The organism is Mariniphaga sediminis (assembly GCF_003573545.1).
Taxonomy (GTDB): domain Bacteria; phylum Bacteroidota; class Bacteroidia; order Bacteroidales; family Prolixibacteraceae; genus Mariniphaga; species Mariniphaga sediminis.
The window spans coordinates 58307-71330 of the sequence record NZ_QWET01000018.1; the positions used below are offsets into that span (position 1 = coordinate 58307).

Annotated in this window: 10 protein-coding genes; all 10 read left to right on the forward strand. The window is 44.7% G+C overall.

Annotated features, from left to right (window positions below; translation table 11 throughout):
• The first annotated feature begins 264 nt into the window (after window positions 1–264).
• Complete coding sequence (locus D1164_RS18800; RefSeq protein ID WP_119351444.1) at window positions 265–1299, forward strand: Gfo/Idh/MocA family protein; 1035 nt, start codon at window positions 265–267, stop codon at window positions 1297–1299.
• Between the two features lie 127 nt (window positions 1300–1426).
• The gene (locus D1164_RS18805) at window positions 1427–1912 is read left to right on the forward strand and encodes a DoxX family membrane protein (protein ID WP_119351445.1); all 486 of its coding nucleotides are present in this window, start codon (window positions 1427–1429) and stop codon (window positions 1910–1912) included.
• A gap of 22 nt (window positions 1913–1934) precedes the next feature.
• Entirely contained in the window at window positions 1935–3530 is a 1596-nt protein-coding gene (locus tag D1164_RS18810; RefSeq protein ID WP_172594529.1) for a Gfo/Idh/MocA family protein, read from the forward strand.
• Between the two features lie 25 nt (window positions 3531–3555).
• Entirely contained in the window at window positions 3556–5973 is a 2418-nt protein-coding gene (locus D1164_RS18815) for an alpha/beta fold hydrolase (RefSeq protein ID WP_119351447.1), read from the forward strand.
• Window positions 5974–5981: 8 nt separating this feature from the next.
• On the forward strand, window positions 5982–7109 hold the full coding sequence (locus D1164_RS18820; protein WP_119351448.1) for an acyltransferase family protein: 1128 nt from the start codon (window positions 5982–5984) through the stop codon (window positions 7107–7109).
• A gap of 11 nt (window positions 7110–7120) precedes the next feature.
• Window positions 7121–8353, forward strand: coding sequence for an Nramp family divalent metal transporter (locus D1164_RS18825; protein WP_119351449.1), 1233 nt, complete (start codon window positions 7121–7123; stop codon window positions 8351–8353).
• A 1-nt stretch (window position 8354) separates the two neighbouring features.
• On the forward strand, window positions 8355–9476 hold the full coding sequence (locus tag D1164_RS18830; RefSeq protein WP_119351450.1) for a M20 family metallopeptidase: 1122 nt from the start codon (window positions 8355–8357) through the stop codon (window positions 9474–9476).
• Between the two features lie 4 nt (window positions 9477–9480).
• A complete protein-coding gene (locus D1164_RS18835; protein ID WP_119351451.1) occupies window positions 9481–10518 on the forward strand; it encodes an NAD-dependent epimerase/dehydratase family protein in 1038 nt (345 codons plus the stop codon).
• Between the two features lie 136 nt (window positions 10519–10654).
• Window positions 10655–11722 carry a dihydrodipicolinate synthase family protein gene (locus tag D1164_RS18840; protein ID WP_119351452.1) on the forward strand — a complete coding sequence of 356 codons (1068 nt, stop codon included), beginning with the start codon at window positions 10655–10657 and terminating at the stop codon, window positions 11720–11722.
• On the forward strand, window positions 11710–12564 hold the full coding sequence (locus D1164_RS18845) for a GNAT family N-acetyltransferase (protein WP_172594530.1): 855 nt from the start codon (window positions 11710–11712) through the stop codon (window positions 12562–12564). Before D1164_RS18840 ends, D1164_RS18845 begins: the two co-directional genes overlap by 13 nt.
• The last annotated feature ends 460 nt before the right edge of the window (window positions 12565–13024 follow it).

The following is a 13024-nucleotide window of genomic DNA, read 5'->3' on the forward strand; positions in this document are numbered from 1 at the left end:
GTGCCCGCACATATCTTTGTGTTTTATAACATTTTTTTGAAATGGTCCGTTTTTTAAGTTCTTGAATTATAATCAATAATAATTTCTTCTTATCTGTATGAATTAAAATAAATGTGTGCGCACACACATTTATTTTGTGTTTGATTATCATTTACATAGATTTGCGATGGCTTACGGAGCTATAAAGTCTACTTAAGAACAAAGTTCTATTAGCTCTTTCTTCAAAATGGTGAAAAAGAATAATACTTTTAAAAATAAGTTATAATGATTGACAGACGTAAATTTATAAAGACCGGTGCACTCGCCGGCATAGGGATTTCAATGGTAAATAGTAGTATGGCAGCCACCATGTCTTCGTTTGCTTCTCCAGGGAAAAAAGTGGGTATCATTGGTTTGGATACTTCTCACAGTATTGCTTTCACCAAGGCATTAAACGCAGCGGATGCCGGTGACACTTTCTACGGATACAAAGTAGTTGCTGCTTATCCTCAAGGCAGTTTGGATATCCAATCTTCCGTTGAACGTATCGAAGGTTACACCAAGCAGATGCAGGAGATGGGTGTTGCCATAACCGGCTCTATAGAAGAGTTGTTAACAAAAGTCGATGTGGTTTTGCTCGAAACTAATGACGGACGTCGGCACCTGGAGCAGGCTTTGCCTGTTTTAAAGGCGGGTAAACGTGTGTTTATTGATAAACCAATGGCCGCCTCCCTTGCTGATGCCATGGTTATTTTTGATGCTGCCAACCAGTACGGTCTTCCAATTTTCTCTGCTTCATCGCTCCGCTATATTCAGGGAATGGATGAGGTTAAAAGCGGTGCTGTTGGGAAAGTCCTCGGAGCTGAAACTTACAGTCCGTCCAAAATAGAAAAAACACATCCTGACTTGTTCTGGTATGGAATACATGGCGTAGAGGCCCTTTTTACAGCTATGGGAACTGGCTGTAAAACAGTAACCCGGGCACATACTCCCGGTGCTGATGTGGTGGTAGGAACCTGGGAAGGTGGCCGCATTGGAACTTTCAGGGGGATTAGGGAAGGAAGTTCAGGCTATGGCGGATCTGTTTTCGGAGAAAAAGCCATTAAAAAGCTGGGGTCTTATAATGGGTACAACCCATTGTTAAAAGATATTGTTAAATATTTTGAGACAGGAGAAGTTCCTGTTACTCCGGAAGAAACACTCGAAATCCTTGCTTTTATGGAAGCCGCAGATGAGAGTAAGAAGAAGGGGGGAAAACCGGTTTCTGTTGAGAAGATTATGGAAAAAGCAAAAAAGGAAAGCAGAAAATATAAATTTTAAGAAAGGAGAAACAAGCCATAAGTAAAAATAATATTTAGAATAAAATTTTTATATTGGCGAGCTTTCTGTCTGACCACAAATAAGCCAGGCAGGTATATTTTTTCTGGAAAACAAACAATTTAGAAATATGAAAAATACTTATTCCAATCTGCAGCTTACAGCATTGGTATTATTACGTTTTCTGGTGGGGTGGCATATTTTGTATGAAGGTGTTGCCAAGCTGCTCAACCCGGATTGGACCTCCGCTGGTTTCCTAAGCCAGTCCAAATGGATACTTTCCGGATTTGCAGACTGGGTTACTTCCAACAGCGGGGTCCTGGCCGCAGCCGATTTTCTAAACACCTGGGGGTTGATTGCCATCGGATTGGGCTTGCTGCTGGGACTTTTTTCAAGGGTAGCCGCCGTGGCGGGGGCAGCCCTGGTTTTTGTTTACTATCTTAACAGTCCTCCGTTAGTTGGTATAGAATATACATTACCAATGGAGGGGAGTAACCTTGTAGTAAATAAAACACTCATTGAGGCCGGAGCATTGTGTGTACTGGCTTTGTTTCCCACCAGCAAAATATTTGGTCTTGATGCCTTTTGGGCGGGAAGAAATAAAAAAAGCAAGTAGGAGAAATAAAATGAAGGAAGACATGAACGCAGAAAAAAAGAATAACCTCTCCGGAGAAGGAAAAGCAAACGGACAGGGCGAAGGGATGCCACGCCGTACTGTTTTAAAAGCGTTGGCTGGGCTACCGGTGGCAGGGGTCCTTGGTTTTGAAATTCTGAAGAAAAAAAATTACGATATCAATAAAAGAAGCTCAGTAGTAAAAGAACTGGGGTTGGATTCAATAGATTTTCCCATGTCGGATTACGGCACGAAAAAACATTCGGGTGATTTAATCCGGGTGGGGATTATTGGATTCGGTACCCGGGCCGTTCAGCTGGCCAGTGCACTGGGTTTTAAACATCCTGACGAAGTAAAAAGCAGTCAGCAAAACAATACGTTGGCAGCGTGGTTGGAGCAGGAATACCTGAATGTAGCTATAACCGGTATCTGCGATGTGTTTGATATGCATGCCGAAAAGGGATTGGCCACGGCTGCAAACGAAATTCGTCCCGGCGGGAAGGATGCACCGAAGTTACCGGTAAAACGTTACCGGACTTACCGGGAAATGCTTGATGATAAAGAGATTGATGCGGTTATCATAGCTACACCCGACCACCACCATGCCCGCTTTGCCACCGAAGCAGCAAGGGCGGGCAAACATGTTTATTGCGAAAAAAGCCCGGCGTTGCATGAGGACGAATTAAACGAACTTTACGCCACTGTAAAAAGTAGCAATGTTGTTTACCAGTTGGGCCACCAAATAACCCAGAGTATTGTTTTCCAGCAGGCTAAAGAAGTTATCAAAAGAAACTTATTGGGTAAAATTACCCTGGTGGAAACGACATCAAACCGTAACACGGCGAGTGGTGCCTGGATAAGACACCTTGATGCCAACGGAAACCTGAAACCGGGAAGTGAAGATACCATTGATTGGAAAGAATGGCTTGGAACTGCTCCGTATGTTCCGTTCAGCATCGACCGGTATTACAGTTGGACTAAATGGTTCGATTACGACCATGGGATGATTGGGCAGTTATTTACCCATGAGTTTGATGCAGTAAACCAACTGTTACATATTGGCATTCCAAAATCGGCCTCTTCTTCAGGAGGAATTTATTACTGGAAAGACAACCGCGATATGCCCGACTCATTACATTGTGTTTTTGAGTACCCGCAGCACGATTTGACATTGCTTTACAGCGGGAACCTGGCATCGAGCCGCGGAAGGGGAAGAGTGTTTATGGGGCATGATGCTTCAATGGAACTCGGGAACAATGCCATCATTACGGCCGACAGAAACTCAACGCGTTATGCCGATGCCATAAAGTCCGGGATTATTGAGACCGGGTCGCCAATGATTTCTTTTAATCCCGAAGCCGGGCAAATAGACGCAGTAACATCGGCCTCGGAAAAATATTATGCATCGAGGGGACTGACCACAACAACCATTAACGGCCGCAGGGTGGATGTAACGCACCTACACCTGCGCGAGTGGCTGAGCTGCATCCGGAACGGAGGTACACCAAGCGCTAACATTGAAATGGCTTTTCAGGAAGGAATAACATGTATCATGGCGCATAAATCATACATCGAAAAGAGAACGGTGGAGTGGGATGAAGTAAACCGGAAAATAGTCTGATTTTTAAAAAATAAACCAATAGCTGATGAAACAAAATCTATTTGTTTTTTTCATGAACAGTAAAAACATTATTGTTTTTCTGTTGCTGTTGGTGTCATTTGTCGGAGAAGGAAGAGGAATAAAGGGAAACCATATCCCGGCCTCTGAAGACACGATTAAAAGAGAAGCCAATCTGGATTTGATTTTAAAAGTGCTGCCTGCCGATAAATTAAATGAAGGCAGTCCGTTCGATGACAGGGGAAGGGTTTCCTTTCTTGACAGAACTTTTCCCGACTGGTTGAACCGGACCGGGGAGTTGCCTCCCGATTTTGAGCAAATACCTTCAATCCCATTTTTGCCTAATCCCCTTCTGATTGACGAAGGAGGAAAGAATATTCCGGTAAAAACAAAGGCTCAATGGGAAGAAAAAAAGGAGTGGATGCGGGAGCAGCTTCAGCATTATATTTCGGGTACCTTTCCACCGGCACCGGATAATCTGAGAACAAAGATTCTTAGTGAAAAGATGGATGGTGAAGTAAAGCTGCAAATGGTGGAGCTTTCTTTCGGCCCGGAACATCAGGCAAAACTAACACTGGAATTAATGGTGCCGCCGGGAAAAGGGCCATTCCCTGTATTCCTTTCCCAGTGGAATCACCGTGAATGGGCACAGGTAGCTGTCAGGCGAGGGTATATTGGCTGTATTTATGCCGGGGCCGACACGAAAGACGATACCGAAAAGTATGCGGAAATCTGGGCCGGAGAGTATGACTTTACCCGCCTGATGCGAAGGGCGTGGGGAGCATCCCGGGCTGTCGATTATTTGCACACCCTTCCGGAAGTGGACAAAGAAAAGATCGGTATCACCGGGCATTCGCGTAATGGGAAACAGTCGCTGATGGCGGCTGCTTTCGATGAGCGCATCACAGCCTGCATTCCTAGCAGCGGTTGCACCGGGGCCTCTATTCCATGGCGTTATACCTCCTTTAATTTCGATATTGAAGATATTGCCCTGCTTTCAAGCGCCCGTCCGTCGTGGTTGCACCCGCGGCTGCGCTTTTTTATTGGAAAAGAACACAAGCTTCCGGTCGATCAAAATTCTTTTATGGCGCTGATTGCCCCGCGGGGCCTGATGTTGAGCACCGCAATTACTGAAGGTGCCGGAAATCCCTGGGCAGTAGAACAGGCCTATTATGCCAGTCAGAAAGTATACGATTTTTTGGGGGCGCGGAATAACCTGGCCATCCGCTCCCGGTACGGACTTCATAGTATAAGCGCCCGTGACATGGAGGATCATATCGATTTTTTTGATTATGTGTTTGGTCGAAGTGATTTTCAACCACCGAACCGGTTGTTTTATGATTACTCTTTCGAAGAGTGGAAAGAAATAAGTGGTGAAAAAATCAACCCGGATGATTTTCCTGTAAAAGGCGCTGATAATTTGCTGGTCAGTGAAAGCGGAAATAAGATTACATCTCCAGACGAGTGGAAAAAACGCAGGAAGGAGATCCGGAAGTATATTCAGTGGGGACTCGGCGAGGAGCCCCCGGGCGTCACCAACCCGGGACCCGGAAGCTTAAAAAATGCCGGCAGGGGGGAGGATAGTTTTGGAAATTTCCTTTCCCGTCCGGGAAAAACTTCCAAAATGGGAGTTATGCCGGTTAGCCCTTATAAAGGATTTGGGGATCAGTTGTTTGGTTATCTTTACTACCCATTGAACGATCAGGGAAAGTTGAAAAGCAATGACCTGCCCGTGGTGATTTACCTTCATGAATTTGACTACTCCAAAGGTTTTAATTCATATCATCAGGTAGAAACATTATTCCGTTCAATGGTTGAAAAGGGATTTGCCGTATTCGCCTTCGACATGTTGGGGTTTGGTAACCGGATTGAAGAGGGGACTCGGTTTTATAACAGATATCCTCACTGGTCGAAACTGGGAAAAATGGTTACGGATGTGCATGGGGCAGTGGATGCAATGGTAAACATTGATTTTGTTGACCCGGATAGAATTATAGTGGCTGGCTACTCTCTGGGAGCTAATGTAGGATTATATGCGGCGGCCACAGACGAAAGGATTGCCGGAGTGGTTTCCGTAGCCGGATTCACGCCCATGCGGACCAATACACTTGATAGGGGAACGGAAGGTATAATGGCTTATTCTCATTTACACGGACTTTTGCCGCGTCTTGGTTTTTTTGTGGGGAAGGAGTCGCACATTCCGTATGATTTTGACGGAATTCTGGCCTGTATTGCTCCGCGCCCGGTGTTGGTCATTGCTCCTTCTGAGGATAAAGACGCGCATCGTACAGATATTGAAAAGTGTGTAAATCAGGCTGGAAAAGTTTATGGATTGTATGAGAAAAATGAAAATCTTCATCTGCATACACCTCAGGATATTAACAGGTTCTCTTCTGAAATGAGAGATAAAATGTATGATTGGATGGCCGCACACTTTAAGGACTAACAGATTTTATGGAAACAACAGCAAATAAAAATTCTGTTAAAAGTGAAAGGCTTATGTCTCTCGATGTACTGAGGGGATTTGATATGTTTTGGATTATTGGTGGCGGGGCGTTGGTGGTTAGTTTATCAAAGTTAAATGCTTTGAGTTTTCTGGAGCCGGTAGCCATACAAATGCGGCACGTGGAATTTGAGGGATTCCGTTTTTGGGATTTGATTTTTCCGCTGTTTATGTTTATTTCCGGTGTCACAATTCCTTTTGCTATCCTTTCAAAAGTTGATAAGGGCATTTCTAAGAAAAGTCTACAGTTCCGGATTGTGAAGAGGGCGTTCATTTTGGTCATCCTGGGACTTTTGTATAACGGCACACTGCAAAAAGGGTTTGCAGATATGCGGTTTGCCAGTGTTTTAGGGCAAATTGGACTTGCGTATTTTATTGGCGCTACCATTGTTTTGCAGGCGAAATCAGTGAAAGTGCATGCCCTTTGGTTGCTGGTTATCCTGGTGTTCATTTCGGTTTTGCAGTTGTTTGTGCCTGTTCCGGGCTACGGTGCCGGTTGGTTCGATCCTGTGAAGGGGATGAACGCTTACGTGGATCAACTGTTGCTCCCCGGTCGCTTATCGGTGGGTACCTACGATCGTTTGGGAGTCCTTTGTATTATTTCGGCCTCCGTACTTGTTTTGATGGGCTATTTTGCCGGCCGGCTATTACGCCAACCAAATATTACGCCGAACCGGAAAGCATTGTATTTACTGGGAACGGGTGTTTTATTTATTTTGTTTGCCCTTGTTCTTGCTCCTGTATATCCGGTTGTGAAAAGTTTCTGGACTACTACTTTCAATTTTTTAACCGCCGGAATTAGTTTGGTTTTACTGGCTGTGTTTTATTATGTTATCGATGTGCGTAAACTCAGGGGGAGGGTGTTTTCGCACGTGCTTTTTTTCTTTAAGGTGATAGGATTAAATTCCATAACCATCTACATGGCCGCCCGTATTCTTCCCTTTCGCGAAATTTCTGGTTTCTTTACCGGATGGCTCGTTGAGCCTGCTGGTACCTGGATTATGATTGCCGGAGCGATTACTTTGGAGTGGTTGTTACTTTATTATCTTTATCAGCAAAAAATCTTTTTAAAAGTTTAAAACGAATCAATATGCATTGGATTAAAACATTAAAATATTATTTGAAATCCCTCGGCCCCGGGTTTATCATTGCTTCAGTGGTTTTGGGACCGGGCAGTATTACCGTGTCTTCCAGAATTGGTTCAGAACACGGGTATGCCTTTTTATGGGTTATTTTACTTGCCGCTATTTCCATGGTAATCTATACTTCTATGGGATCCCGGTTTGGGGTTTCAAACAAAGATTCGATACTTCAGTCTATTGCCGGAAACTACGGCAGGTGGTTTTCTGCAGTAATTGGTATTGCCGCATTTCTGGCCGCTTCCAGTTTCCAGTTTGGAAACAACCTCGGGGTTGGAATTGCCATGGAAGGCATAACCGGCGTAGACGAACGGGTATGGCCGCTCATATTCACCCCGCTGGCCATTGTTCTGCTTTTTTGGGCTAAAAATTTGTACAAGTTGCTGGAAAAGTTGATGATGGTTTTGGTTATGGTGATGATTGTTGCCTTCTTTTTTAATTTGGTCCTTACAAAACCGGATGTGGGTGAAATCGCAAAAGGGTTTGTACCCAGTTCCTTTTCATTTGATTCGCTGGACATTATTGCCGCACTGGTAGGAACCACATTCGTTTTGCATGGGGCTTTGTATCAGTCATACCTTGCCCAAAAAAGAGGTTGGAAGGTTGGGGATATAAAAAAGGGGCTCAGCGATTCCTATACTGGGATTTCTCTACTGGCACTTATTTCCGTTTTAATTATAATAACTTCTGCCTCTGCTTTGTATCCCAATGGTATTACGGTGAATTCTGCAGCGGACATGGCCTTGCAGCTTGAAGCATTGTTTGGGAGCTATGCCAAGGTTATTTTTAGTATTGGTTTGTGCTCTGCTGCTTTTTCTTCTTTAATGGTGAATGCAGTAATGGGAGGTGGACTGCTGGCCGACGGGCTTGGTTTAGGAAGTACAATGGACGAAAAAATGCCCAAAATATTTACTACAATAGCCCTGCTTATGGGAATGCTGATTGCTGTTTTTTTCCGGGGCAATATTATTTATACCCTGATTCTGGCCCAGGCTTCTTCCATATTGGCTGTTCCACTTATTGCCATCGGGATGTTTTTAATCCTGAATAACAAAAAAGTGATGGGTAAACTGAAAAATAACCTGTGGCAGAATGTGCTGGCTGTTTTTGGTTTTTTATTAATAAGTATCATGGTATATTTCATGTACGGCAAGATTATTACCTATATTCAATCTTTAAGTTAAAATGGCATTCGCAGAAGTAATAGAACTTACACGTGAACTTATTGCGCTTGATACGGTAAACCCGCCGGGTAACGAAGCCCCGGCAGCCCGGCTTGTCGGGAAACTTTTGGAGGCAAACGGCTTTGATGTAGATTATATTCCCTACGGCGAAAACCGTTTGCATGTTGTAGCCCAAAAAGGATGTGGCCGCAATTCCCTTCCGGTGATATTTACCGGTCATTTTGATACAGTGCCTTTGGGGGCTGTCCCCTGGAAAACAGATCCTTTAGGCGGTGAAATAAAGGATGGAAAAATTTACGGACGCGGCTCCAGCGATATGAAAGGAGGAGTGGCGGCCATGGTTGTTGCTGCTATCCGCGCATTTGAGGAGGGCACTCCTCCCGAAGGAGTTCGTTTGTTGCTCACAGCCGCAGAGGAAACTGGTTGTCAGGGAGCGAAACACCTTGTTTCAACGTATGGAAAAATGGGGCGTACACAAGGTATTGTGGTAGGCGAGCCCACAGCCAATATCCCGGCTATCGGGCATAAAGGCGGATTGTATTTAAACCTTAAAACCAAGGGAAAAACGGCTCATTCTTCCATGCCGCACCTGGGCGACAACGCTATCTATAAAGCAGCCCGGGCCATTTTAAAGGTTGAAAAATTTGACTTCGGAAAAGAAGAGGATCCTTTGCTCGGTTTTTCTACGTTGAATGTAGGGAAAATGCAGGGCGGAATTAATCTTAATTCGGTGCCCGACCATGCTGAATTTACCATCGATGCACGTACTACAACCAAAGTAGAACATCACAAATTACTGGAGAGATTGACCAATGAATTGGGGGAAGAGGTGGCCATTGAGGTTTTAGTTGATCTTCAGGCTGTTTCTACCGATGAATCCGATTCGTTTGTGCAGTCGGTTTATGCTGCCTGCGGAATACAAACCGGGCAGGCGGGGTTTCCAAAATCGCTTCCTTACCTGACCGACGGAGCCGTATTGCAACCTGCCTACAGCGGTACTCCAACTGTTATTCTTGGTCCTGGGCAGCCCGAAATGGCACACAAAACAGATGAATTTTGTTACACGGAGAATATTGAAAAAGCGGTTGAAATTTATAAGAATATCATTTTAAAAGAGAGATAAAAAGATGAGCGATTATCCTGAAAAAATAGTGAGTGATAATGAATTGGAGGAACTTCTATCCAATCCTTCAAAAGAGACGATTGAACTGTTTAAAAGGCTGGAAGGCGATATTATTTTTCTTGGAATTGCCGGGAAAATTGGTCCTTCGCTGGCGCACATGGCCAAACGTGCCTGTAATGAAGCCGGGGTAACAAAGCGAATAATCGGAGTTTCCCGCTTTCGTGATGAGGCAGAAAGAGCCCTTATAGAGAGCTGGGGGATTGAAACTATCCGGGGCGACCTGCTTGACAGGGATTTTCTGGAAAGCCTTCCCAAAGTAAAAAATGTTTTTTTTCTGGCTGGAATGAAGTTCGGTTCCGAAGATAACCTTTCGCTTACCTGGGCGATGAACTCTTACCTCCCGGCGCTTGTGGCCGAAAACTTCAGGGATTCAAAAATTGTGGCTTATTCTACCGGATGTGTGTACCCACTTGTTCCGGTTGAATCGGGTGGTTCGCTGGAAACAGACAAGCCGGAGCCGGTAGGGGAATATGCGCAATCGTGCCTGGGACGCGAACGGATGTTTGAATTCGGCAGTAAAAAATACCAAACACCGGTGGCTCTTATTCGTTTAAATTATGCAGTGGAACCTCGTTACGGAGTGCTGGTGGATATTGCCAATAAAGTAAAAAACGACCAGCCGGTAGATTTAACGATGGGGTATTTTAATGTAATCTGGCAGGGCGATGCCAACGACATGGTACTCCGTTCCATCGAACATGCTGCCAGCCCCGCCTGGACGATCAACATTACCGGAGCCGAAACACTTTTGGTACGCGATGTGGCTGTTGAGTTCGGAAAGTTATTCGGAAAAGAGGTGCGGTTTACCGGAAATGAAGCTACTACAGCGCTTCTGAGTAATGCTGAAAAGGCATTCAGCTTGTTTGGCGAAAACTCGGTGCCCGTTGCGAAAGTGCTGGAATGGACTGCTCGGTGGATGGAAGACGACAAAAAGTTGCTGGGGAAACCCACCCATTTTGAGGTCCGGGACGGGAAATATTGAGATTGACAGTTTATCGAATTCCTTCGTAGAATAAAAAATACAACAATATTCAGATGAAACTACCGTGAATTAAATATGCGCAGAGAAGCGTGATTTTATGGAAGTTCGATCTGTTACCATTTAAAAAGAAAAACAAATGAATTATACAGAATTACCTGAAGAAATATTGGATGCCCTTCAAAAAGGGGTTGTGATTCCTGCACTGCCACTGGCATTAAATGAAGACCGGAAGTTGAATGAAAGCCGGGAGCGTGCTTTGATGAGGTATTATCTGGATGCCGGTGTGGGGGGTGTAGCTGTTGGGGTACATACCACGCAGTTTGAAATCCGTTTACCGGAAGTTAATTTGTACGGTCCGGTTTTGGAAATTGCCCGGGAAGAATTCGACCGTTTTGAAGAGCGGACAGGTAAATCAGTCATCAGGGTAGCCGGTGTTGTAGGGAAAACTGACCAGGCAGTAGCAGAAGCAAAACTTGCCCTGCAAAAAGGGTATCATGCGGTGTTACTGAGTCTGGCAGCATTTTCCGGTGCTTCTAACCCGGAAATACTGGAGCATTGCAAGGCCGTTGCAAATGTAATTCCGGTTATCGGTTTTTACTTGCAGCCCGCAGTGGGTGGCAGGAGGCTGGACGTCGACTTCTGGCGGGAATTTGCCCGGATTGAAAATGTGGTCGCTATTAAAATGGCGCCTTTCAACCGCTATCAAACGTTAGATGTAGTGCGTGGGGTAGCTGAATCGGGACGTGCCGAAGAAATAACGCTCTACACCGGAAACGATGACAATATCCTGGTGGATTTGCTGGCTGAATACCAGTTTGAGGTGAACGGGCAAACAGTAAAGAAACGGATTGTAGGCGGACTGCTTGGCCACTGGGCGGTTTGGACACGGAAGGCCGTTGAATTGCTGGAAAAAGTTCATAACAATCAGTTGCCGGATAATATGCAGGAGGTGCTGGCGCTGGCAAACCAAATAACCGATTGCAATGCGGCCTTTTTCGATGTAGCCAATAATTTTGAAGGATGTATCACGGGTATCCACGAAGTACTTCGCAGACAGGGGTTGCTGGAAGGTATATGGACACTGAATGAAGATGAAACGCTTTCTCCCGGGCAAAAAAAGGAAATAGACCGGGTGTATGCCGCATATCCGCATTTGAACGATGACGCATTCGTAAAAGAAAATCTGGACAGGTGGCTGACCTGAGAACATTAACAATCCATGATATCAGGCAGGCCAAAAAACTGTCGGATGCCGAAAAGTGGAACCAGACTGAAAAGGACTGGGAGTTGATAATCAGTAAACCCGGGAATGTTTGTCTGGCCGCTGAAACCAATGGCAAAATTATAGGTACGGCAGCCGCAATGAATTATGAAAATGAAGTTGCCTGGATAGGAATGGTTTTGGTTGACAGGGAATTCAGAGGGCAGGGGATAAGTAAACTACTTTTAACCGGCCTTCTGGAACAGTTGAAATCATGCCGCTCAGTCAAACTGGATGCTACTCCTGCAGGGCAAAAGGTTTATCCTAAATTTGGTTTCAGAGAGGAATACCTTATCCACCGGATGACAATTGAGTCCGTCGAAACAGCTACATTGAAAGCCGAATGTGACGGTTCTTTGGAACCATTGCAGCCTGACGATATCCCGGAAGTAATTGAATACGACAGGCGTGTGTTTGGAACAGACCGAAAATTTTTGCTGGAGTTTCTGGTTGAAAATTATCCGGAGTATGCCTGGGTGCTGAAAAGGGAAGGAAGAATCAATGGATTTGCCTTGGGGCGCAAGGGAACCCGTTTTAACCAGGTGGGCCCTGTAATGGCTTCAACGACCGAAGAGGCAACAAAACTCATGCTGAAATTATTAATTTGTCTCGAAGGAAAACCTGTTGTAACGGATATTTTGGATGATAAAAGAGACTTGACCGAGTGGCTGTATGCTGCCGGTTTTGTAAAACAACGCCATTTTATCCGCATGTACCGGAATGAAAATCCTTTTCCCGGAATCCCGGAAAATCAGTTTCTGATATGCGGTCCTGAGCTTGGATAAGAATTTACTGAGTTAAGTTCTAAGAACCGCATCAGTTTATCCGGTAATTACAAACCGGAGATCCTTCTGTTGACGCAATTTGTAACCGCGTCTTGGAATACATGACAAAAAAACGTCACTTCAAGTCCTTTGCGTTTCATCTATTCAAAATAGGGGCTTTGCCCATTGCTCTTCAATTTTTTTCCTGGCATAAAAGCGCCTGCTTCACCCAGGAAAACTGCTTTTGAAGGCTACACTCTTTCATGTTTGCTTTCGTCTCAAACAGAAAAATGGGGTAAGATGTTGGTTTACCTCTGTTGAGAGCGTATCTTTTTCGCTTGTGTATTTTCTGTCGGCATACAGGTTCATTGCCCATTGGAACTAAATGCCGATTCGAAAAAAATAATTTACAAGTCTTTTCTTAATCCATACAAAATATTTTGTTAAACTTGCACAAAATCAATGTTTAATCAATATTATT

Bases quoted from the DNA above. Each gene is read 5' to 3' on its own strand.
- D1164_RS18800 (WP_119351444.1), top strand. From the start codon at position 265: ATGATTGACAGACGTAAATTTATAAAGACCGGTGCACTCGCCGGCATA.
- D1164_RS18805 (WP_119351445.1), top strand. From the start codon at position 1,427: ATGAAAAATACTTATTCCAATCTGCAGCTTACAGCATTGGTATTATTA.
- D1164_RS18810 (WP_172594529.1), top strand. From the start codon at position 1,935: ATGAACGCAGAAAAAAAGAATAACCTCTCCGGAGAAGGAAAAGCAAAC.
- D1164_RS18815 (WP_119351447.1), top strand. From the start codon at position 3,556: ATGAAACAAAATCTATTTGTTTTTTTCATGAACAGTAAAAACATTATT.
- D1164_RS18820 (WP_119351448.1), top strand. From the start codon at position 5,982: ATGGAAACAACAGCAAATAAAAATTCTGTTAAAAGTGAAAGGCTTATG.
- D1164_RS18825 (WP_119351449.1), top strand. From the start codon at position 7,121: ATGCATTGGATTAAAACATTAAAATATTATTTGAAATCCCTCGGCCCC.
- D1164_RS18830 (WP_119351450.1), top strand. From the start codon at position 8,355: ATGGCATTCGCAGAAGTAATAGAACTTACACGTGAACTTATTGCGCTT.
- D1164_RS18835 (WP_119351451.1), top strand. From the start codon at position 9,481: ATGAGCGATTATCCTGAAAAAATAGTGAGTGATAATGAATTGGAGGAA.
- D1164_RS18840 (WP_119351452.1), top strand. From the start codon at position 10,655: ATGAATTATACAGAATTACCTGAAGAAATATTGGATGCCCTTCAAAAA.